This is a genomic window from Grimontia marina, assembly GCF_900060185.1.
GTDB classification, from domain to species: Bacteria; Pseudomonadota; Gammaproteobacteria; order Enterobacterales; family Vibrionaceae; genus Enterovibrio; species Enterovibrio marinus.
In genome coordinates this window covers 1-22,118 of record NZ_FIZY01000072.1, presented here as the reverse complement: position 1 = coordinate 22,118, position 22,118 = coordinate 1, and the positions used below count along the sequence as shown (strand labels likewise).

General features: G+C 47.4%; 20 protein-coding genes and 1 riboswitch. Of the genes, 5 read left to right on the top strand and 15 right to left on the bottom strand.

Annotated elements, in window-relative coordinates; all coding sequences use genetic code 11:
• The 9 genes from GMA8713_RS22970 to GMA8713_RS22930 form a co-directional block, all read right to left on the bottom strand.
• Positions 1-634 (bottom strand): IS630 family transposase (locus GMA8713_RS22970; protein WP_157515568.1); only part of this gene is annotated, 634 nt, incomplete at its 3' end.
• 90 nt (positions 635-724) lie between these two features.
• Positions 725-1,129 (bottom strand): hypothetical protein, encoded by a 405-nt coding sequence (locus GMA8713_RS22965; RefSeq protein WP_232314544.1) that lies wholly within the window; start codon positions 1,127-1,129, stop codon positions 725-727.
• A 766-nt stretch (positions 1,130-1,895) separates the two neighbouring features.
• Positions 1,896-3,086, bottom strand: a complete 1,191-nt coding sequence (gene choV / locus GMA8713_RS22960; protein WP_062714619.1) for a choline ABC transporter ATP-binding protein — start codon at positions 3,084-3,086, stop codon at positions 1,896-1,898.
• On the bottom strand, positions 3,083-3,937 hold the full coding sequence (choW, locus tag GMA8713_RS22955; RefSeq protein ID WP_062714617.1) for a choline ABC transporter permease subunit: 855 nt from the start codon (positions 3,935-3,937) through the stop codon (positions 3,083-3,085). Before choW ends, choV begins: the two co-directional genes overlap by 4 nt.
• An 89-nt stretch (positions 3,938-4,026) precedes the next feature.
• Positions 4,027-4,977 (bottom strand): choline ABC transporter substrate-binding protein, encoded by a 951-nt coding sequence (locus tag GMA8713_RS22950; RefSeq protein WP_062714615.1) that lies wholly within the window; start codon positions 4,975-4,977, stop codon positions 4,027-4,029.
• Between the two features lie 117 nt (positions 4,978-5,094).
• Positions 5,095-6,774 (bottom strand): choline dehydrogenase, encoded by a 1,680-nt coding sequence (gene betA, locus GMA8713_RS22945; RefSeq protein WP_062714613.1) that lies wholly within the window; start codon positions 6,772-6,774, stop codon positions 5,095-5,097.
• Between the two features lie 15 nt (positions 6,775-6,789).
• On the bottom strand, positions 6,790-8,250 hold the full coding sequence (gene betB / locus GMA8713_RS22940; RefSeq protein ID WP_062714611.1) for a betaine-aldehyde dehydrogenase: 1,461 nt from the start codon (positions 8,248-8,250) through the stop codon (positions 6,790-6,792).
• On the bottom strand, positions 8,250-8,861 hold the full coding sequence (betI, locus tag GMA8713_RS22935) for a transcriptional regulator BetI (RefSeq protein WP_062714609.1): 612 nt from the start codon (positions 8,859-8,861) through the stop codon (positions 8,250-8,252). Before betI ends, betB begins: the two co-directional genes overlap by 1 nt.
• A 457-nt stretch (positions 8,862-9,318) precedes the next feature.
• Positions 9,319-9,726, bottom strand: coding sequence for a nuclear transport factor 2 family protein (locus GMA8713_RS22930; RefSeq protein ID WP_062714601.1), 408 nt, complete (start codon positions 9,724-9,726; stop codon positions 9,319-9,321).
• Between the two features lie 126 nt (positions 9,727-9,852).
• Here GMA8713_RS22930 and GMA8713_RS22925 point away from each other — a divergent pair, with 126 nt between their 5' ends.
• Together GMA8713_RS22925 and clcA are read left to right on the top strand one after the other, a co-directional pair.
• Positions 9,853-10,755 (top strand): LysR family transcriptional regulator, encoded by a 903-nt coding sequence (locus tag GMA8713_RS22925; protein WP_062714600.1) that lies wholly within the window; start codon positions 9,853-9,855, stop codon positions 10,753-10,755.
• Positions 10,756-10,835: 80 nt separating this feature from the next.
• Positions 10,836-12,245: a H(+)/Cl(-) exchange transporter ClcA gene (gene clcA / locus GMA8713_RS22920; protein WP_062714598.1), complete on the top strand. Its 1,410-nt coding sequence runs from the start codon at positions 10,836-10,838 to the stop codon at positions 12,243-12,245.
• Positions 12,246-12,291: 46 nt separating this feature from the next.
• Here clcA and GMA8713_RS22915 read toward each other — a convergent pair whose 3' ends face one another.
• From GMA8713_RS22915 to GMA8713_RS22900, 4 genes are all read right to left on the bottom strand, one after another.
• Positions 12,292-12,657: a DUF4870 family protein gene (locus tag GMA8713_RS22915; protein WP_157515733.1), complete on the bottom strand. Its 366-nt coding sequence runs from the start codon at positions 12,655-12,657 to the stop codon at positions 12,292-12,294.
• 204 nt (positions 12,658-12,861) lie between these two features.
• The gene (locus GMA8713_RS22910) at positions 12,862-13,347 is read right to left on the bottom strand and encodes a DUF2127 domain-containing protein (protein ID WP_062714593.1); all 486 of its coding nucleotides are present in this window, start codon (positions 13,345-13,347) and stop codon (positions 12,862-12,864) included.
• 112 nt (positions 13,348-13,459) lie between these two features.
• The gene (locus tag GMA8713_RS22905; RefSeq protein ID WP_062714592.1) at positions 13,460-14,683 is read right to left on the bottom strand and encodes an HlyD family secretion protein; all 1,224 of its coding nucleotides are present in this window, start codon (positions 14,681-14,683) and stop codon (positions 13,460-13,462) included.
• Positions 14,676-15,035, bottom strand: a complete 360-nt coding sequence (locus GMA8713_RS22900; protein WP_062714591.1) for an MFS transporter — start codon at positions 15,033-15,035, stop codon at positions 14,676-14,678. The genes GMA8713_RS22905 and GMA8713_RS22900 overlap by 8 nt, the downstream gene beginning before the upstream one ends.
• Positions 15,036-15,163: 128 nt before the next feature.
• Here GMA8713_RS22900 and GMA8713_RS22895 point away from each other — a divergent pair, with 128 nt between their 5' ends.
• The 3 genes from GMA8713_RS22895 to GMA8713_RS22880 all read left to right on the top strand — a co-directional run bounded on the left by GMA8713_RS22895 (position 15,164) and on the right by GMA8713_RS22880 (position 19,653).
• Complete coding sequence (locus tag GMA8713_RS22895; protein ID WP_062714621.1) at positions 15,164-16,162, top strand: AraC family transcriptional regulator; 999 nt, start codon at positions 15,164-15,166, stop codon at positions 16,160-16,162.
• An 82-nt stretch (positions 16,163-16,244) separates the two neighbouring features.
• A riboswitch (FMN riboswitch) is annotated at positions 16,245-16,406 on the top strand.
• A 383-nt stretch (positions 16,407-16,789) separates the two neighbouring features.
• Positions 16,790-17,446, top strand: coding sequence for a 3,4-dihydroxy-2-butanone-4-phosphate synthase (gene ribB / locus GMA8713_RS22885; protein WP_002538010.1), 657 nt, complete (start codon positions 16,790-16,792; stop codon positions 17,444-17,446).
• A gap of 290 nt (positions 17,447-17,736) precedes the next feature.
• The gene (locus GMA8713_RS22880) at positions 17,737-19,653 is read left to right on the top strand and encodes a BCCT family transporter (RefSeq protein ID WP_062714589.1); all 1,917 of its coding nucleotides are present in this window, start codon (positions 17,737-17,739) and stop codon (positions 19,651-19,653) included.
• A 240-nt stretch (positions 19,654-19,893) separates the two neighbouring features.
• On the opposite strand, the gene GMA8713_RS22875 is transcribed toward GMA8713_RS22880, so the two are convergent.
• Positions 19,894-21,420 (bottom strand): diguanylate cyclase domain-containing protein, encoded by a 1,527-nt coding sequence (locus tag GMA8713_RS22875; RefSeq protein ID WP_084387812.1) that lies wholly within the window; start codon positions 21,418-21,420, stop codon positions 19,894-19,896.
• 392 nt (positions 21,421-21,812) lie between these two features.
• Positions 21,813-22,118, bottom strand: a 306-nt coding sequence (locus tag GMA8713_RS22870) for an IS66 family transposase (protein WP_157515731.1), incomplete at its 5' end; no start/stop codon positions are given.

Genomic DNA, 22,118 nt, shown 5'->3' with positions numbered 1-22,118 from the left:
TGCAGTTCTGTCCCGGTGTGACCACTTTTTTCTGCTGGCCTTTTACCGTCCAGTCAGCCCCAATTTTGGGGTTAAGGTCGATATCAACTTCGTCTTCATAAAACACCGGATGGTCAACACTGCATTTGTCCAGCGCCTCACTTATCTGAGCGAGCTTTTCTTCCTTGTCAGGGTCTCGAATATTGAGGGTAGGTGCCGCCCTACGCCAGACGATCCCGATTTTCGGTAACCAACGCCTGACCGTAGAAGCCGCCACTGTACTTTGGAATACATCATTGAGCTGCATCGTTAAAAGCTCTGTACTCCAGCGGCTTCGCTGATAACCGAAATCCTGCGGGGAAAACTGAACCAGAATAGTCAGCATCGCACACATTTCGCTAACGGGAAGCGTTGGCGGTCTGCCAACAGGCAAAGCGTGCAGGGCATCCATACCACCTTGAGTAAACCAGTCAATCCACCTACCCACTGAGGAGCGGGCTGCACTGATAATACGGCAGACATCGACAATCGTTTTGCCTTCGTGGAGTTGCATGAGAGCAATAAGTCTGCGGGCATAATCCTTGTCCTTGGTAGTCTGTATCGCTTTTTTCATCCTACGACGTTCGCCACGAGGTATCGGTGCTATGATGGCCATCACTCAGTCCTTTTGTCGGTATGTTTCGGTTTGGCGATTGATCAGATCGCACAAAGCGGACTGAGTTTCTCTTATCTTTGAGATCTACTATTAGGAATAGCTATTTAGGCCTGCGGCAAAATCTGCCCCAACTTTCAGTGCTGCACCAACCTTAACGCCGAGACGGTAAAGACCAAGTGGATCGATAGGTACCTCAGGGATAGGCACTTCAGCCTCAGCGACTGTGTGGCTGATAGTACGGTTGATATCGGCACGCAACAGCGCATCACATGTTGGGCTTAGCGATAGCGGGACGTCACTGCCCACACTGAGTGAAAGGTATAGACCGCGCACACAGTTCAGCTCTTCAGGGTTGAAGTTCAAATCAACACCACCAAGCACTGAACCCAACGTGGTGTTGTGGGGACCCACTGTCACTTTAAATTCATTGTCGGTGTTACCTATCGCTTTCCCACCTGTAAACACCAAATAACCATAACCTTTACGTGTTTCCACAAAGTTTTCCAACACGTTATGTGTGTTAGCATGATGTGATTTATTAAGTACCTGCCCCGGATTGAGGCCAACTCTGTCTTCAGGTTTTGGTATAGGATAGAGGCCCACTGTGTCATAAAACGTGTCAAGGTCAAAATACGGGTCAGGTGTTGACCCAGGTAAGAGGGTCACTTGCGCCTGAGTTTGAAAAGATGAAACCGAGAGTACCGCTGCACAGAGCAACCCTCCTATCTTTCTAATCTTACTAATCTTCCTAATCTTTATCATACACATACATTCCTAATGTTATTAAGATACCACTTTGGTTTTGCCTAAAAGTTTTAAGGCAAAAAGAAATGTACTCTACAAAAAATGAGTACAAAACTTAGTAAAGACTATTTCAGAATTAAGTGTTATTTTTTTTACTAATAATTATTCAGAAAGGATTATATTACAGGTTGTCTCATTTATAATACTCAAAAAATATAGCTGAAATTTGATTATGTTATTAATATGTAAAAAACGGTCAGACATTATCTGACCGTTTTTTGCAGTTTGCATTATATATTATGCCGCATTAGAAAAATGCTTTCCTATCAATACTTAGTAAAGGTTATTTTTATTTAATTGATGGTTTTTTACTAAAAATTATTTAGAAAGAAGGATTATTTTACAGGACGTCTTATTTATAAGACTTAAAAAATATAGCTGAAATGTGATTATGTTAATAATATGTAAAGAAACGGTCAGACATTATCTGACCGTTTTTTGCAGTTTACATTATATATTATGCCGCATTAGAATAATGCTTTCCTAGCAGTGCATGATAAAAATCGTTATCAGATAATACTCCAATAATTTGGTCATTTTCCGTTAACAACAGAGGTAAACCTGTCTGGTATCGAATTTCAAGCGCATTACGCATTGAAATATCCGCATCCGCTATCACGATGACATCTTTCGGCAACGAACAAACACCGCTTTCAACATCCCACCTCAGGATCGGCAAGGTTGTTTCACCACGATAGGCCGCAATCAATGAGCTCTGACTATCAAACTGAAGTCTGCTTTGCTCCATCTCGTTGAGCATGACCATGTTATCTCGTCGCCCGAGATCACCAATGGCTGTCATTAAGGTACGACCACGAAGCACATTTAATGGATTGGTGTGAGCTACAAAGTCTTCGACATACTGGGTCTCTGGACGAAGTACAATGTCTTCCGGTTTGCCGTGCTGGATGATTTTCCCCGACTCCATGATAGCAATGTTGTTGCCGATCTTTAGGGCTTCATCCAAATCATGGCTGACAAACAGAATGGTTTTGTTGAGTTTACGCTGAAGCTCCAACAACTCGTCCTGGAGTTGGTTTCGGATCAAGGGATCGAGTGCTGAGAATGGTTCATCCATTAGCAGGATGTCGCTATCCATACAGAATGCACGCGCTAAGCCAACCCGTTGCTGCATACCGCCAGAAAGCTCGTGCGGTAGTTTGTTATGCCACTCACTCAAGCCAACCATATCGAGCTTTTCCATGGCGCGTTGGCGGCGCTCTGTTTTACCCATGCCCTGCATTTCCAGCCCAAAGGCAACGTTGTCAACCACAGGGAGCCAGGGCATCAATGCAAACTTCTGGAACACCATGGACACACGGTGGGAACGTAGGTCGCGAAGCTTGTTAGCATCGATACCATTAAGCTCTACCATCTCTTCGCCATCGCACACTTTCAGAGAACCACGGGTCACTGGGTTTAAACCGTTCACTGCACGCAACAAGCTTGACTTACCCGAGCCAGAAAGCCCCATCAATACGCAGATTTCACCCTGTTCTACTGAAATGGTGGCATTACTGACGCCAACTACATTGCCAGTTTCTTCCTGAATCTCCTGACGGGATTTCCCTTCATCCAGCATGGCAATGCTGCGCTCAAGCCCGTGACCGAAAATCACGTCGAGGTTTTCAATCGATACTGCTTTCATGATTGACCCTCTTTCCCTTGTGATGCAGGTGCTTTGCAGAGGCGGTCAAGAATAATGGCGACCAACACAATCGCGAGTCCCGCTTCAAAGCCTTGTGAAATATTCACTGTATTCAAAGCTCTAATGACTGGTTTACCTAAACCATCTGCACCCACTAGCGCTGCAATGACCACCATTGATAGTGACAACATGATGCACTGGGTAATGCCCGCCATGATATTTGGCATAGCAGCTGGCAGCTCTACTTTGAACAACAACTTACTTGGCGTAGCGCCAAACGCTTTACCCGCTTCAATCAGCTCTTCTGGCACACTTCGGATACCGAGATAAGTCAGGCGGATAGGGGCTGCAATCGCAAAAATAATGGTGGATATCAGACCAGGCACGACACCCAGCCCAAACAGCACCAATGTAGGGATCAGGTAAACGAACGTCGGTATGGTCTGCATCAGATCCAGAATTGGACGCATAAAAGTATACAGCCAAGGCCTATGTGCAGCGAGAATACCGAGTGGTACACCAAGTAAAACCGATAACATCGTAGCAGTAAGTACCAGCACGAAGGTTTCAATCATCTCCGTCCAGTAGCCTAAATTTAAAATCAGCAGAAGCGCTGCTACAACAAAAATCACTAGCGAAACACGTCGATGCAGCAGCCAAGCGATACCTGCGGTTAGAGCAATCGGTACATATGGCGGGAACCACTGCATCACATCGACGAGGGACAGAATCAGCCATTCAAGCGAGATAGAAAGCGCGTCAAAAAAGCCCGCTGCATTGTAAGTCAACCAATCAACAACGTTTTCCATGTAGCTGCCAAGAGGAATTTTATTATCTGTAATCCAGTTCATTTGTGCTCCAAAATCCATGTTGGTGTGCTGGGCTGAAAAATAGCCCAGCACCTGCTTTCGCGGTTACTGCTTTCGAAATGCAGTTGGGTTTACTGGATATTGAGGTGAGCCTTCACCGCAGGCAGTGCATCTTTGCCATCTTGCGTTTTCACGCCGTCCAACCACGCAGTAAGCACTTCCGGGTTACCTTGCAGCCACTCTTTCGCAGCCACTTCCGGCTTCTCACCATCATTCAGAATGCCATTCATGATTTCGTTTTCCATTGGCAAAGTGAATTTCAGATTGGTCAGCAGTTTGCCCACATTCGGACACTCTGTGGTGTAATTTTTACGTACGTTTGTGTAAACATTCGCGCCGCCATAGTTGGGGCCGAAGTAGTCGTCACCACCGTCCAGATACTCCAGCTCGAAGTTGCTGTTCATTGGATGCGGTGCCCAACCCAGGAATACAATCCATTGGTCGCGGCGCACGGCACGTTTAACCTGAGAGAGCATGCCCGCTTCACTTGATTCAACCAGTTCGAATTCTTTCAGACCGAACGCATTAGCATCAATCATGTCCTGAATCAGACGGTTACCATCATTACCAGGTTCGATACCGTAGATACGACCTTTAAAGTTGTCTTCAAACTTTGCGATATCCGCAAAGTTTTTCACGCCACCTTCAAATGCATACTTTGGCACCGCGAGAGTGTACTTTGCGCCTTCCAGATTCATACCGATGGTTTCTACAGTGCCGGCTTCACGGTACTTCGCGATATCACCTTCCATGGTTGGCATCCAGTTACCAAGAAACACGTCAATATCGCCATTTGCCAGCGAGGTATAGGTAACAGGGACAGACAGCAGTTGGATGTCAGTGTTGTATCCCATACCTTGCAGTACAAGCGCAGTAGCAGCGGTGGTGGCGGTGATGTCCGTCCAGCCCACATCAGAGAAACGGACTGTTTCACACTGGCTTGCCATTGCTGGGATAGCAGTAAGACCTGCCGCCAGTGTGATGCTCAAACCTGCCAGTCGCTTGGTCTGTTTATTTTCCATGGTTACTTCCTCTTCCTTTCTTTTTGGCTTTGGGCGCAACAGCTTGCTGCACCCTTCCGTTTTTTACTTGGGTGGTACTTGGTATTACTTTTTGTCCTGATGCCTCATAAGGCTTCATCACTTCGGATTCAGACGCTGCTGTGTTTCCCAGTTCGGGTCTATCCAAATGGACACTTCCAGCGGCGCCTCCATGGGCTGCCCCAAAATCATGTCTGCAGCACGCTCGGCGACCATGATGGTTGGGCCATTCAGGTTGCCGTTCGGGATCGTTGGGAACACAGATGAATCCACTACACGGAGGTTGGCAATACCGCGAACCCGAAGTTCGTTATCGAGCACGGCCATGTCATCGCTGTCCGCCCCCATTTTGCAGGTGCACGATGGGTGATAAGCGCTTTCCACATTCGCCTTCACCCATGCATCAATTTCTTCGTCGGATTCAACTTTCATACCCGGTTGGATTTCGCCATCGCGATAAGGCGACATCGCTTCCTGCGCCAGAATCTCGCGGGTTAAGCGAATGCAGTCGCGCCAGTCCTGTTTGTCCTGTTCGGTGCTGATGTAGTTGAAGATGATTTCCGGCTTGTCATTGGTGTCGGCACTTTTAATGTGCACATGGCCACGGCTTTCCGGTTTGTTTGGCCCAACATGAACCTGGAATCCATGCCCCTCCACCGCAGACTTTCCGTCATAACGGATTGCTGCTGGCAAGAAGTGATATTGAATGTTTGGCCATTTAATGCCCGCACGGCTTCGGATAAATGCACAGGATTCAAAGTGATTGGTCGCTCCGAGACCGTCTTTGAACAAAATCCAGCGTGTACCAATCAAACCTTTACTGATAAGTCCCAGCTTGCCGTTCAAAGTGATGGGTTGTTTGCAGAAGTATTGGAAATAAACTTCCAGATGATCCTGCAGGTTTGCACCCACACCTGGCAGATCATGTTTTACTTCCACATTTGCATTTTCCAACACGGATTTCGGGCCCACACCAGATACCTGCAACAGTTGCGGAGAACCGACAGAGCCAGCGGCACTGATCACTTCTTTACGCGCTTTCACCTCGAACGACTGACCGCCTTTTTCATAGGCAATACCAGTGGCGGCTTTGTTCTCTATCAGGATTTTTTTGACCGTGACGCCCTTTATCAGTGTCAGGTTGTCACGCTTTAACGCGCGGCGAAGATAGGCATTTGAAGTGGAAGCACGCACACCACCATCGACGGTCATGTGCATGTGTCCAAAGCCTTCCTGCTGATATCCGTTGTAATCTTCTGTGACCGGATAGCCAGCCTGCTCACCCGCATCAATAAACGCGCGATACAGCGGGTTAAGCGCCATATCGTTACCGTTGCAGGTGCCAACAGGGCCGTTGCCGCCACGATATTCATCTTCGCCACCAACCCAGGTTTCCGCGCGTTTGAAGTAAGGCAGACAGTTTTGGTAGTTCCAGCCTGCCGCGCCGTTGGCTTCCCATTCATCGTAATCACAAGCGTGGCCTCGAACGTAAACCATGCCATTGATCGATGAACTTCCACCTAAAACCTTGCCGCGGGGACAATGCAGCTTCCTACCATCCAGCCCCTCTTCCACTTCCGTTTCAAACTGCCATGCGTACTTTTCAGTGTTCATTGGGTACGAGAGTGCGGTCGGCATTTGAATGAAAATGCTTCTGTCAGTACCACCTGCTTCAAGGATCAGCACCTGATGTTCACCTGACGCACTCAGGCGATCTGCCAGTACACAACCCGCCGACCCAGCACCAACGATGATGTAATCAAATTCTTTGTTCGACATTCCAGCCCCGATCTCTTATGCGTAAGGACTGTCTACATCGCCCAATTCGACGTAAACACTCTTGGTTTGGGTGTAACTGCTTAGGGTCTGTATGCCATTCTCACGACCAATACCGGATTGCTTGTAACCGCCAACCGGCATTTCCGCCGGAGATGCGCCCCAGTTGTTTATCCAACAAATGCCCGCCTGAAGCTTGGCAATCACGCGGTGTGCGCGGGAGAAATTGGTGGTGAATACGCCTGCTGCAAGACCATAAGAGGTGTCATTGGCACGGGAAATGACTTCCTGTTCGTCGCTGAATCGCAGGACAGACATCACAGGGCCGAAGATTTCATTTTGAACATGTGACATGTCATCGGTGCAGTCCGCAAACACGGTAGGTGCAACGAAGTTTCCTTTCGCCAGTTCACCTTCTGTCACTTGGTATCCACCACACAACAAGGTCGCGCCACTTGCTTTACCCTTTTCGATAAAACCGAGCACTTTGGATAGGTGGTCTTTGGAAATCAGCGCGCCGATTTGGGTTTCTGGGTCGGTAGGGTCACCCAACACCAGTTGTTCCGTGCGAGCTTTCAGTTTCTCAAGGAAAGTGTCATAGATATCGTCATGGACAAAAACGCGGGTACCGTGCGTACACACCTCACCTTGGGTGTAGAAATTCGCAATCATCGCGCCAGATAATGCGTTATCAATATCAGCATCGTCGAAAACGATCAGTGGCGATTTACCACCCAACTCCATGGTGACAGGCTTTAGCGTACCCGCGGCATCAGCCATGACTTTTTTACCTGTGCCACACTCGCCAGTGAAAGACACTTTGACGATGTTGTCGTGGCGCGACAACATCTGACCTACACGGTAGTCACCTTGAACAACGTTAAATACGCCGTTCGGCATGCCCGCTTCGGTAAAAATTTCTGCCAGTTTTAATGCAGTTAACGGTGTTTCTTCTGACGGCTTAAACACCATGGCATTTCCTGCGGCAAGTGCAGGGCCAGCTTTCCACATCGCAATTTGAATTGGGTAGTTCCAGGCACCGATGCCTGCACAAACACCCAGAGGTTCTTTGCGCGTATAGAAGAACTGGTTTTCGCTCAAGCTTTGCTGCTCGCCCTGAATTGCTACAGCAAGACCCGCGTAGTATTCGATGACATCCGCGCCAGTGACTACATCCACATACTGGGCTTCTTGCATTGGCTTACCCGTATCCAGCACTTCCAGCGCTGCCAGTTCGTCATTGCGCTCACGTAGAATCGCTACGGCTTTGTTCAGAATGCCGCGACGCTCTGCTGCACTCATTGATGACCAAACCTTGAAGCCTTCCCAAGCAGAGGTGACTGCAATGTCGACATCCGTCTGACTGGCCTGTTGAACCTCAGCCAGTGTCTCGCCAGTCGCTGGGTTAGATGTGGTAAAGGTTTCTCCGGAAGTCGCATCAACATACTTTCCGTGAATATATAACTGCTTAATATCCATTACTTTTTGCCTTTTGATATGGATTCAAATGCTTTCAGCTGAAGCTTGAGATAATCTTCGACTGTCGCCATTGCCGCGTGCGGGTCAATGCCCTCTGGTGCAAGTGCACCACGAAGCCAAATCCCGTCTATCAATGCAGCAATACCATGGGCAACAAAGTCTGCACGTTCTGTCGGCATCAACTTTTTTAACTCAATGCGAAGGTGGGATAGCAGGCGTTTTTCATTGACGCGCTGTAACCTGAAAAGCGCAGGCTGGTGCATAGCATGAGACCAAAACGCCAGCCAGGTTTTGGTGACTTTGCTGTTGACCTGATTCGGATCGAAGTTTCCTTCAACAATCGCCAGAATCCGGCCATATGCATCGTCTGGGGAGGTAATGTTCAAACGGATTTGGACGCCATTGGACAGCTCACGAAGTACTGAGCGCATGGTTTCTTCCAGAAGACCATCTTTCCCGCCAAAGTAGTGATTGATAATGCCTGCTGATACACCGGCTTTGCGACTGATCAGCGAGACACTTGCTCCTGCCAGACCCACTTCATCAATGACCGCAATCGTTGCTGCCACAAGCTGTGGGCGGCGAATCGCTGGCATTCCTACTTTTGGCATTCATTCCTCCGTGCGTACTCAAACCAATCAACATACCGATTAAAATGTAGCGGAAATGTTTCTTGATTGAACGTTCAATTAAAAATAGAGTCACAAATAAGACATAAGTTGTCAAAGAGATATTTAATATGTAAACCTGGAAAATAGTTATCCGATAAATTTTACATTCTAAGAATCAGAGAGTTAGGGAGAGTGATAGGCAAAGAACCGAAACGTCTGACTGGTCAATATTTAGCACACTAAACGTTTAATACAGTCAGCAGCCCGACAAGGAATCTCACAATGAGAGCACCGCGCCATGAGAAGTTAGTTAGCTCTGAGAGATCGATGGGTGATACCGCCAACTGATGGAAGCGAAAAACAAGAGATTAATTACTTGGGTACAAATTTTGAAAATGTGTTTAAAAAAGGGGCTTGAGCCCCTTTTAGATTTACGCCACAAGCATTGGGTTTATGTTTAGTTTCCCCAGAATGTGTCTTCTGAAGCCTGATCTGCTGAGTAAAGCCAGGCTTCAACAATCTTTCCATCCTCGATAGTCAGCATATCGACACCGACCATACGCATTGATTGGTCTCCACGAGCTGCCGAAAACTCGACGATCACAGCGACATTGTTTTTATTGCCACCAACAACGTTAAAGGTTTCAATTTTAAAAGAGCCTTGTGACACTTCCATCATGCCACCAATCATGCCAAAAACTGCTTGAGCACCTTCGTGCTTTCCTGAAAAGCGATTGTTGCCTGGTTGGTACCAAACCACATTTGGTGCTACCAGCGCACCCAGTGTTTCCAGATCGCCCGTTTGTACTGCCTGAAAATAAGTTTTGGCCACTTCCATATTCTTACTTACATTACCTACGCTCATTTCAATGTCCTCTTTGATTTTAAACTCGCGACTTGCGCGCCATTTGTTTACGTAAAAATCTTATGAGGTAAATCCAGGTCAAAAAACCGTATAAACTAAACACACTGTTTACTATTTGGATTCAATGTGAACCTTAGGCATTTAGAAACTTTTAAAACCGTGGCGGAGTTGAGCAGCTTTTCAAAAGCAGCGGATGTTCTGGGAGTATCGAAGGGACTGGTCTCTCGGCACATTCGTGCATTAGAGAGTGAACTGGCATGTAGACTGTTCTTCAGGACGACTCGTTCAGTGGTACTGACAGAACCAGGAAAGGAACTCTTTGGCGCCGCGCAACAAATCGACGCGATCTCGCATAAAGCGGCACAAAGCATCAACATGCTGACTCAAGATGGTTATGGCTATATCCGATTTACTGCACCAGATGCGTTAGGCCCAATTATTGCCGAAACAGCACTTCCCGCATTTTCCAAAGGGAACCCCAACATACACATAGAACTGGATTTCACTACCGACATCAAAGATGTTGAATTTGGTGAATCGGACGTGGCGCTAAGATCTCAAAAAGCCCTCCCTGACAACTTGGTCGCGAGAGATATTGGCGCTTTGAAAGACATACTGGTTTGCTCACCGTCGCTATTTGAGAAGCATGAAATTCGCTCTTCGAGTGACCTACTGACAGCGCCTTGCCTCAAAAGCTCGTTTGATACGTCCTGGAATAATTGGACCTTACACTCAGGTAATGGACAAAGCGTCCAACTTACCGCCAAGGGGCAATATTCCAGCTCGAGCTATGAAGGGCTCATAGCGTTAGCGGCGGGAGGATTAGGGGTCGCCTGCATTCCTCTTGCCTTGGTTGAAAAAAACCTCTCGGATGGCAGTCTAATGCGCGTATTACCGGATTGGTTTGCGAGTCAGCATCAATTGCATCTTGTCTATACCCATCAGCGTTTCTATCCCAAAAAGCTCAGAGAGTTTATTGATGCTGTAGTAGCGTGGAGAAACGCCAACAGTATCTGGTTCATTACATAATCGCGACTGTATCATTTCCGAAGAATAACCCTCTTCCTTCCTGCTCTATGCTGAAACGAGTTGAACAAAGGAAGCAAGCGATGGCCGAGCAAACAGAAGGAGGGCAGGCAAGTGCAGCAGCACGTAACCCCCAAACAGGAGTGATGCGTCGATTTCTCGCCAGCCATCAAAGCTCGCTTCCTATTCTTTTCCTTGCTGTATTTGTCGGCTTGTTGGCTGGCCTTTTGTGTACATTCTTCGACATCGCCATTGAGTGGGTCATCGCGCAGCGTAATGAATGGTCAAAAGCCCATGGCGAAATGTCGCTGATGAACATAGTGACAGTTGTGATCAGTAGTGCCTTGCTCTCAGCGTGCGGCTTCTTTTTGGTAAAGAAAGTCGCTCCAGAAGCAGCTGGTTCTGGGATCCCCGAAATAGAGGGCGCACTTGATGGACTTCGTCCTGTTCGTTGGTGGCGGGTGATTCCAGTGAAGTTCTTTGGTGGTATTGGCGCAATCGGAGCAGGACTGGTTCTGGGGCGTGAAGGACCTTCGGTACAAATGGGGTCCAGTGTCGGCAGAATGATCACTGATATATTTCGGCTCAATGATGATGAAAGTCGCCACACCTTAGTGGCTTCAGGGGCTGCCGCTGGTTTAGCCGCAGCCTTTAACGCACCACTCGCGGGAATTATGTTTGTCGTCGAAGAGATGCGCCCTCAGTTCCGCTACAACCTGATTTCGATTAAGTCCGTCATGATTGCCGCGATTGTCGCGACCATTACCTACCGATATTTTCAGGGCCAGGATGCAATGATCCCCTTACCAGCACACACTGAAGTGCCATTAGAAGCACTAGGGCTTTTCTTGATTCTGGGGCTCATGTTTGGCGGTTTTGGCGTGCTGTTCAACCGAATGGTGGTTTGGAGTATGGACGGTTTCGAGCGCCTGCACCGAGATGAGACGAAGCGGTTTATCGGCATTGGCGGAGCGCTTGGCGCCATATTTGGTGTGATGATCATTTTTCTGCCTCGATTAACTGGCGCAGGTGAAAGCCTGATCACAGATGCCGTTGGCGGGTCGTTTACGCTTTCTATGCTTTTAATACTATTCGTGGCCCGAACAGTCACCACTCTCGCGTGTTTTTGTTCCGGCGCACCCGGCGGTATTTTTGCCCCCATGCTTGCGCTGGGAACGCTGTTCGGTACCTGTTTTGGCGCCGTATGTATGTTGGTGTTTCCCGATTTCGACATCACTATCGGGATGTTTGCTGTCGCAGGAATGGGCGCACTGTTTGCCGCTACCGTTCGCGCGCCCATCACCGGAATACTTCTAGTGATCGAGCTCACCCACAACTATGAGCTTATCCTCCCTCTTTTGATTACGTCTCTCGGTGCAACCATGACGGCGCAGGCCATGGGCGGCAAACCGCTCTACAGTCAGCTATTACAACGTACCCTGAGTAAGCACAAAGCAGCCGAATGCCCTGAAACTGAAAATACCTCGATATAAAAAAACCGCTTCGAAGAGCGGTTTTTTAAGGGAGAAACTGCGAATTTTACGCCGTCTTGACTTGGCGGTTGCTGTAAGGGCTTTTTAGGTCAGTCAGGACTTTTGCACCATACATGCCACGGTAGAACACCCAAAGGTAAGTCACACCTGCAGTCAACATTCCAATACCGAATGGGATCAGCAGAAGGTTCATCATCGCCAGCGGTAACGCAATCCAAAAGGTTCGAATAATCCAACGGAAGTGATCGACATACATGTCTTCACCAGCATCAATCGCCTCTTTTCGCTTAAAGTAAGCAAAAATGGCACCTGCAATGCTGAAAATACCAAATGTCAGCAAGCCACTGAGCAGCAGCATGTAAGCAATCATGGCTGAAGATTTAAACTTTGAAGGCTTTGTATCTGTTGTCATTATATTTGTACTTATTTTTACGTGAGCGTGAAAAAAGCGCATGTTAATTCATTGAAATGACCCAAATCAACACATTAATAAACATTCAAACAAACCCCGTTACAAACACAGAAATCACCCATAAATCATGCAAATGCGACCAAGCCAATCCCATTCATGGCGCAAATGTTATTTTCTATTCATTTTGCGATATAAAGCGGTCTTTTAAGCACTTGGCTTGTTCCGGTAACGCTTCTGAATAATCAAGGCCATATAGCCCACCACCAACAAATTCATTACCAGTGCTAAATATGCCAAAGTCTTCCCAGTGGTAAACACCTCGTAAACTTCGAAAGGTAAATAAATCGCACCACTGGCGAGGGCAAACCACTCTGTCCAACCAAAAGCCCGCCATAATCCATAGGCTTCGATAAAGCGCACAATGGCATAAAGTAACGTCCCTAACGCAAATATGGTGAGATTCCTGTCATCAACGCTAGTCAGCGCTTTGTGAATCACACTTGGGATTTCCCCTGCGGGATTGAGCCTTAAGTGGCGCAGCATCTGTTCGCATAACGCTTGAATTTCCACACCTCCCAGTTCATGCAGTGCAAGCCCGACAATCAATGCCAATAAGCCTTTCCCTGCTTCCAGGATGGCAATGGCTCGCAAACCTTTGGGTTGCTGACTTTCTATCGTTTGATGATTCACATTCCGGCACTCTAAACAACGGATTATTAAGCGTGGGCAGAATGACGATGAGACAGAGTCACAGGCGCAAGAAAAAAGGCTCTTAAAGAGCCCTTTGGGAGAAGAATGTCGGTTAAATCGAATAAATGAAGTAAAGCTGCGCTTTCATTCGGATGATGATGCCGCGAATCACATCCAAGAAGCTCATAAACCCGATAGGTTTTTCCCCAGAGACCCAAGCCAAACCCACTGCGCCAACAGGAACATCATAGCCTTCTGGCTCTTCCAGTTTCAGCCTGACAAAGTGGTGTTTGTTGGCCAGGTTTGAGCCGGTTGTCATGCGCACATTGTCATCAGTCGCAATCAACCTAGCCTGAGATTCACCCGTCGCTTCTACAATACCTTCCACTTCGGCTTTGAAGATCTTGCCCGGGTAAACCGGGCTGGCGAATTCCGCATACTGCCCCACTTCCACGTTGCGAATTGCCTGATGGTTTACGCGCATCAATACATATTTTTCATCGGTGTACATATGGATGCGAGGAACCAGGCCCACATATTGACCTTCTCGCATAATGAAATTTGTCACATAACCATCTGCCGGCGCGCGTACTCGGGTTTGTTCAAGGTTCCACTCAGCTTGAGCAATATTTTCACGCGCACTTTCCAAGTCTGCTTCTTTAGTGGCGACGGCCAGCACCGATTTTTCTTTGTTCAAACGCGCTTGCTCAACACCAATTTCCGCTTTTTGTATTTGCTTTTCGAGCGTGGCGACTTGAGCCCCGGCGAGTTGAACCTTGTTGCGTTGCTCGTCCATCACTGATTCAGTTACTGTATTTGGTGCACGTTTATTCTGAGTAATGTACCGGTTCAGCTGGTTGGTCTTCCATTTTGCATCTTCTTTTGCTGCTGCCAGCTGGCTTTCAAGCACATTGAGATCAGCTTTCGTTGCTTCATATTGCTGTTCATTCAAAGAGACATCCTGAATCGCCACTTCGAGTGCCACGTTTGCGGCATGCTCGGCAACAGCAGCACGATTAAGAGCGATTTCGTAAGGTTCAGCATCAAGCGTGTAAACAAGCTGACCCTCTTCAACGCGCTGGTTCGGGCTCACATAAATTTGATCGACATTGCCGCGAATTTGATTAGAACCCGGGCGCAACTGAATATGAGGAGACTGCACGACAGACCCGCCAGTCAGATCCATCGGCGTGAAATTCAATAACCCAATCCAAACAAAAATCAGCCAAGAACCACCACCGATATACGCAAATGCCTTGCTATAAACATTCCACGGCATGCCAACCAAACGAAGTAGGTAGATAAAGAGGGCCCATACGGCTAAACCTTCAAGCATGATTTTCCTCCTTTTCGCTAACTGTCTTTGTGGTGATTTCGGTTTCATTGATTGGCGCATTCGGCTCACGCCAGATGTCCCGAATCTTTCTCAGTGCTTTCTCTCCATCCACAAAGGCGAGAATGACGGCAACTACCCACACCCAATGCCAGAGAAAACCAATCCATGTCAGTGCAGATATCAGTCCCATTTGATGATGCTGCTTTTTTCGGGCCTTGCTTACAGGCAATTCATGAACTTTCCAAAAACCAAAAGCGATTGCGCCAACCGACCCTAAAAGTACAACTAGCGCGACCACATGAAGGACAGTATCCGTGGTGGTATCTACAAAAGGTGTTGCCAACAGGCTCATTCATATACTCCGACATTCATTCAATGCATGAATGTTCACACAGAAAGATTAACGACACTTGAATATGGATTGATTAGATTAATTTTTTGTATATATTGAATCATCCTATCCATAGAAAAGTGATGTATATGTTCGACATCTCATTTATCCGCATGGCTTACATCCGTCCGCTAATCAGTGGTGCATGTTCGAAATATCACTTAATGCCGGAACAACTGGGTATTCCAGTGTCTTTGTACAGTGATGAAATGGCACTCGTCCCCCATGCGGTAGTCAATGAATGGCTAACAAAGATCGCCGAGCTCTCAGGCAACCCGTCTTACCCACTCGCTATTGCAGATTCCCTGACGATTTCCTCCATTGATGTGAAAGCAAACTGGTTTATGTCTGCTCCCGATTTAGCGGTGACATTCAGACGCATCAACTATGGTTTGAGCTGTTTCCACTCAGGCGCTCACTACGTGGGAAGGCAATCAGGAAAGTTGTTGAAGTGGTGTTATGACAACGAATACTCAGGAACGGCGGCAGGTATCGATTCACTACGCGTCGCGATTATGATGACCTCAGTCCTTCGCCATTTCACCCATGACGGTTTTGCGCCGCTGGCTGTCAAACTCAAAGGAACGGATATCGATATCAACGCTGCAAGCGAATGGTTTGGATGTGAAGTGAAGACAGGTTGTGCCATGACGGAAGTCTGGTTCGATAATAAACTACTCCTTTTGGAACATGCCGTGCCGCGCGACCATAACAAAGCAACACTGATTTCTTTGTTTGATTTGGATGAACTGGTCAATATGCCGCAACGCGATGATCCCACCAAAGCGCTGTATGAAGTCGTGAACTTCACCCGTCATTACGGCATGCCCTCTTTGGAAACGGTCGCATCAACACTGGGTCTTTCCACGCAGCAATTGCAGCGACGATTACATCGACTGGGTTTCAGTTTCTCGTCCATGCGGGGTTATGTGCTGAATAACATTGCGGCGAGGTACATGTTAAAGGGCTATGCCCCGGATGAGGTTGCCCGTCTACTTGGCTACAGCAACCCACAAAGCTTCACCAAAGCCTTCCAACGCGTCCGTGGGTGTACGCCGAAAGAGTACATGCGACGTATGGAACACTGATCGCGCAAACAATAAGCATGCAGCCGATCTGCCCTTCCCTTTTCTATTGAAAACACAGTAATATTTGTTTGCTCATTTTGAGCATTATTCTCAGGGCGGGGCGAAATTCCCCACCGGCGGTATGTCAGCACGCAAATCATTGTAAGACTGGCGAGCCCGCGAGCGCCCAAGCGCATGCTTGGGGTCAGCAGACTTGGTGAAACGCCAAGGCCGACGGTTATAGTCCGGATGAAAGAGGATGATAAAAATGCACCGATTCACGGCGGCGTTCGCTTAGCCGAAGATCGGTGGATTGCGCATAGCTGCGTTCGCAGTTTGCGCTCATCCATACCCAAACAACCTGAAGATGCAGGATTCAGCGAGCTTGCCTGGTGTTGTGATCGCGGCGTTCCTTTGTAGGTGTAGCCACCTCCATCAAAAAGGAACAACAAAGAGCACAGCGTCAGTCAACTCGCCCGAAGGGAGGCCCTCAATGCGCCCACTTCATCGTTAAATTCCACGAAAATAGAATGACTATTCCTCGCGGAATTTGCCTCGAATTGAACGCATTGATGACCTCTGAATGCTCGCATCTTCAGGTCGTTTGGGTATACGCCCTGATTCTGGTATTTAAACTTAGGAGTTACCATGAATCAGACTCACACATCTCTACTTTCTGGCACCCCATTTGAGCGCGTTGAAGCGGCGCTTGAAGCACTGCGTTTGGGTAAAGGCGTTTTGCTTCTCGACGATGAAGATCGCGAGAATGAAGGTGACATCATTTATTCTGTAGACCACCTAACCACTCAGCAAATGGCACTTATGATCCGCGAATGCTCCGGCATCGTTTGCCTGTGCCTGCCTGAAGAACAAGCCGATAAGCTCGAACTTCAGCAAATGGTGGCCAACAATAACAGCGCCAACCAGACCGCTTTTACCGTTTCCATCGAAGCGAAAGTGGGCGTCACAACCGGCGTTTCTGCGGCTGACCGCGTCACTACGATCAAAACCGCCTCGAACCCAGATGCAAAACCTTCTGATCTGGCGCGTCCTGGCCACGTGTTCCCACTCCGCGCACGCAAAGGTGGTGTTCTTGTCCGTCGTGGTCACACCGAAGGCACTATCGATCTAATGCAAATGGCCGGCCTTTCGCCTGTTGGTGTTTTGTGTGAGGTGCAGAATGAAGATGGCTCCATGGCAAAAGCGCCAGAGATCGTCGAGTTCGGTAAGAAGCATGACATGCCAGTACTGACCATCGAAGACATGGTTCAATACCGTCTCGCGTCAGCGGAGAAGATCGCTTAATCTTTCGAACGATAAGCAATTTTGAGATCGCTCACACTTTTAGATTGATGAGCGGTCTCTATTTTGTAAAAGAATAATTCCTCTCATCGTGCAAGCTATCACCAAATTGTTAACCCCACTCCTTCTTTCGGAAAGCAAAATTCACCCAACACAAGAACCACTCGTCATTCCATTCACGCAGTGAATTTCATCAATCCTTTTTATCTTCAGCATCCAATAGCTGAATTGATATGGATTGCATTCATCATGAGAATTTCTAGATACAACACTGTGAACTGGAAGTTTATTTTATGAAAAAACACTTTGAGCTCATCGACAAGCCGACTTTCTTCGGTGCGTTGGGGCTGCTGTTTTCTGTCATCGTTCCATTGCTGGTTTGGCCTGACCAAGGCGCAGAGTGGATTGCGATTGCAAAAACCTTTATGACAGACAAGCTGGGCTTTATGTACCTGGCTCTTGGTATCGCTGCCTTCTTTTTTATGGCTTACATCGTTTTCAGCGATATCGGACAAATCAAACTTGGTGACGCAGACGAGAAACCAGAGTTTGCGACCGGCTCTTGGGCTGCGATGCTTTTCTGTGGCGGTATCGGTGCCAGTATTCTTTACTGGGGTACTATCGAGTGGGCTTACTACTATCAAAACCCTCCTTTCCAGCTTCAGGCTGGCAGTGAAGAAGCCGTTCGTTGGGCCGCGACCTACGGTATTTTCCACTGGGGTCCAATTGCTTGGTCTATTTACCTGATCCCAGCTATTCCAATTGCTTACTTCTTCTATGTTCGTAAGCAGCCTGTACTGAAAGTATCTGCGGCGCTGATGCCTGTGATTGGTGAAGCACGCAGCCACGGTAAGCTGGGCAAGTTCATCGATGTACTCTTCATCTTTGGTCTTCTGGGTGGTGCTGCAACCACATTAGGTCTGGCCGCACCATTGATCAACGAAGGTATCAGCTACCTGTTTGGCATTCCTTCTACCACAGTGACTCAAATCGGTGTTCTGCTGCTTTGTACCGCGCTGTTCGCCTACTCGTCTTACAAAGGTATGGATGAGGGCATCAAGGTTCTGAGTAACATTAACTTTTGGGGTGCACTCGGTCTGCTGGCATTTGTACTGTTTGCTGGCCCAACGCTGTTCATGCTGGAAACCGGTTTGGACTCCATCGGTCGTATGCTGTCGAACTTCTTCGTCATGGCAACCTGGGCAGAACCGTTTGGTGGCTACGGCACGTTTGAAGACACCCACTTCCCGCAGGATTGGACTATTTTCTACTGGGCATGGTGGCTGGTATTCGCGCCAAGTATGGGTCTGTTTGTGGCGCGTATTTCGCGTGGCCGTACTATCAAGCAGATGGTCTCAGGCTCCATCTTCTTCGGCTCGCTGGGCTGTGCGCTGTACTTCATGATCCTGGGTAACTTTGGTCTGTCGCTGCAACTGTCAGGTCAATTGGATGTTGTTTCTATCCTGAATGAGAAAGGCGCGACAACGGCGATTTTCTCAATCCTTGAGCAGCTGCCTATGAGCACTGTGGTTATCGCTGTGTTCACGATTCTATGTATCATTTTCACCGCGACCACGTTCGATTCCATCTCGTTCATTCTGGCTTCTGTAGTACAGAATAACGTGACTGAAGACCCGCTGCGCTGGAACCGTCTGTTCTGGGCATTCACCCTGTCTGTGATGCCTTCTATCCTGATGTTTATGGGTGGTCTGGCAACGCTACAAACGGCGGCAATCGTCGGCGGCTTACCTCTGCTGGTGATTGCGGTCATGCTGATGATCTCAGGTGTGAAAGCAGCAACGCTCGACCTTTCACATCAGGAAGGCTACGAAGACCCAACCATCAACATCGAAGAGTTTCCGGAGGTTGACCCTTGGTCTCGTGAAGGTATGGCGATGGCAAAGTTTGAACGTTTGAAAGACGAAGCGATAGAAGCTGCTAACGAAGAGCGTGAGAAACTGGATGCTATCTGGGATTTGAAAAAACACATCCGCGCCGAAGCACTGTCACGTGGTGAAACGGGTATGGAACTGGGTAATGCACCACAGGAACAATTGGATCAAATCCAACGCCTAACAGATGAGGCTATGGCTGCGAAAGAGCACAAACTTCAGGCATCAGAAGCCGCTCAACAAGCTCGCATTGAATTCAATGAACTGATGCGTGAAAAGAAACGCTTAGAACAAGAAGCTGCAGAGCAGATGGCGTAAACCTCCGTAGCAATTTATCAAAGGGGCACCATCTGGTGCTTCTTTTTATACCCAAACAACCTGAAGATGCTTGAATTCAGAGGTCATCAATGCATTCAATTCGAGGCAAATTTCGCGTGGAATAGTCGTTCTATTTCCGGGGGAATTTAACGAAGAAGTGGGCGCATTGAGGGCCTCCCTTCGGGCGAGTTGAATCATGCTTCTTCAGGTTGTTTGGGTATATATAGCCGATTCGAATCGCTAAGATTGAGGTGTGGTGAGGGAGGCTTCATTTACGTTAACTGCAGCATTAGACGTTTTTTTCGCATCTGGCTCATAGATACGGAACTTATTTTTTCCCGTTTTCTTCGCCACATAAAGCGCTTCATCCGCGTAACGAATAAGGGAGTCAGAGTTGTCACAATGATCTGGATAGAACGCATATCCAATTGATAGCCCAACCTGAATCTCGATGCCATCAGCAAATATAGGCTGGCCAACAGATTCAATCAGCCTCTCTGCAATATCAGGTAAATACTCCCGGCTTTCTGGTCCACTGTAGACAATGGCAAATTCATCACCACCCAGTCTGGCAACCGTGTCCTGATCCCTGCATTGCATCAATAGTCTATCCGCCACAATCTTGAGGCATTCATCACCTATAGGGTGGCCATACTCATCATTAACGGGTTTGAAGTCATCTAAATCAAGAATGGCAAGCGCGACATGACCATTTTCTGCCTCAGCAAGCTCTAATGCTACTTTTAAATCATCATTGAAACGAATTCGGTTGGCCAACTTGGTCAGGGGGTCGCTCAGCGCCAATTTGGTGATCTTCTTTTCCGCACTACGACGTAGCCTGATTTCCTGCTTGAGCCTCATATTCCATTGATAAAACAAACCTACCGTAAACATGGCACACACTAAAATGGCCGACACGACGGACCAAAACAGCCCCCACTCAAAACCAGTCTCGTACTTCACCGGGAACCAGCGCTCGAAAATTTCTTTTCGATCCAAGGGCGTGATTTCGTTGATTGAATAATCTAACAACTCCACTAATTCCGGAAGATCTCGATTAACGAGCATAGAAAGCTTGGCGTTTGAAGGCAAAACACCACCTATTTTCACATTGGTGATGTTGTGTTCTTGAATGATAAAAACCAGAGAGCCCAGTACATTGACAAATCCAAAAATTTCTTTTGTTTCGACCTTTTTCAACCCCTCCTCAGTTGAGCTAAACACTTGAAAATCAAGATGTGGATAGAGCTTTGGTAAGATTTCTGAAGCTGGAGAGTCCCGCAATAGACCAATCGTCTCCTGAGCAAGATTATTGAGATCGCCTACGAAAGACGCATCAGCGTGGGTTGCTAGGGCTCGGTGCGAAGTGAAGTACGGTTTGGTAAACAGAAAGTCCTGACGTTTTTCTTCTGTGGCGACTTCAGCGACAATGATGTCACAGTTCCCGGCCTTTACCGCTTCCAGGCTTTGTTGATAAGTTCCGGTGGGATGAAGATGGAAAGTAACGCCTAGTTTGTCGCTGATAAGAGCAGCATAATCAGCCAACACGCCAACAAATTCTCCATCCTGATTGATATATTCAAAAGGTAACCAATTGGGTTCTACACACATTGAAACCCCTTTTAGGGCATCGAGCTGGATCTTTTGTCGTTCTGATAGTGGCTTGGCACAAACAGATTCAGAAAATACTAACAAGCAAGCAAAAACAATGAAGAAGTGATTATAGTATTTTGATATTTTTATAAAATATGGTGAAAGATTGGCCATGACTTTCCCCCAAAAAAACGCGATTGCCGCGAAACTTCCAGTCTATAATGCCATGTTGCGGCCTTAATTATCGCATCATAAATAAGACAAAAGTTGCATTAATAGAATTATCATAAGTAATGAACCCCACTTCAAAACATTACACTGAAAATTAAATATTAATGCAGTGAATATGACCAAATAAAAAATAAATTATTACTTTTAGCTCTACCTTAATTTATATATTCATTGTCAAATTATGTAGATAAACCTTTAAAATTTCTCCAATCAGAAATGACTTTCAATCACTTAAAAAACATTTGGCAATGAAAACACTTTTATTACCTATCAGAGTTTTTGCCTTTGTTTATCCCCAAACAGTATGCGCCCCATGAACCCACAGGGCGATCTTGCTAATGTTTGAAGTTCCATGGCAGGAGCGCATCGATATCAGGCTCTGCTTTCGCAAGCTCTTTCATGCACTTGACCATGTAATCGTAGAGGATGAGTCCGTTGGCCTTTGCTGTCTCGACGATGCTATAAAGCATCGCGCTCGCGTCAGCCCCAGCAGGGTTGGTCGAGAAGAGCCAGTTTTTTCGGCCAATGACCAGCGATTTAATTGCGCGTTCAGCGCGATTATTGTCTATCGATAAATGACCATCGTCGATATAGCGGATGAGCTTCGGCCATTGACCTAGCGTGTATTTTATCGCTTTACC

Coding starts and splice junctions, on each gene's coding strand:
- choV (WP_062714619.1), bottom strand. CDS start 3,086: ATGAAAGCAGTATCGATTGAAAACCTCGACGTGATTTTCGGTCACGGG.
- choW (WP_062714617.1), bottom strand. CDS start 3,937: ATGAACTGGATTACAGATAATAAAATTCCTCTTGGCAGCTACATGGAA.
- GMA8713_RS22950 (WP_062714615.1), bottom strand. CDS start 4,977: ATGGAAAATAAACAGACCAAGCGACTGGCAGGTTTGAGCATCACACTG.
- betA (WP_062714613.1), bottom strand. CDS start 6,774: ATGTCGAACAAAGAATTTGATTACATCATCGTTGGTGCTGGGTCGGCG.
- betB (WP_062714611.1), bottom strand. CDS start 8,250: ATGGATATTAAGCAGTTATATATTCACGGAAAGTATGTTGATGCGACT.
- betI (WP_062714609.1), bottom strand. CDS start 8,861: ATGCCAAAAGTAGGAATGCCAGCGATTCGCCGCCCACAGCTTGTGGCA.
- GMA8713_RS22930 (WP_062714601.1), bottom strand. CDS start 9,726: ATGAGCGTAGGTAATGTAAGTAAGAATATGGAAGTGGCCAAAACTTAT.
- clcA (WP_062714598.1), top strand. CDS start 10,836: ATGGCCGAGCAAACAGAAGGAGGGCAGGCAAGTGCAGCAGCACGTAAC.
- GMA8713_RS22915 (WP_157515733.1), bottom strand. CDS start 12,657: ATGACAACAGATACAAAGCCTTCAAAGTTTAAATCTTCAGCCATGATT.
- GMA8713_RS22905 (WP_062714592.1), bottom strand. CDS start 14,683: ATGCTTGAAGGTTTAGCCGTATGGGCCCTCTTTATCTACCTACTTCGT.
- GMA8713_RS22900 (WP_062714591.1), bottom strand. CDS start 15,035: ATGAGCCTGTTGGCAACACCTTTTGTAGATACCACCACGGATACTGTC.
- GMA8713_RS22895 (WP_062714621.1), top strand. CDS start 15,164: ATGTTCGACATCTCATTTATCCGCATGGCTTACATCCGTCCGCTAATC.
- ribB (WP_002538010.1), top strand. CDS start 16,790: ATGAATCAGACTCACACATCTCTACTTTCTGGCACCCCATTTGAGCGC.
- GMA8713_RS22880 (WP_062714589.1), top strand. CDS start 17,737: ATGAAAAAACACTTTGAGCTCATCGACAAGCCGACTTTCTTCGGTGCG.
- GMA8713_RS22875 (WP_084387812.1), bottom strand. CDS start 21,420: ATGGCCAATCTTTCACCATATTTTATAAAAATATCAAAATACTATAAT.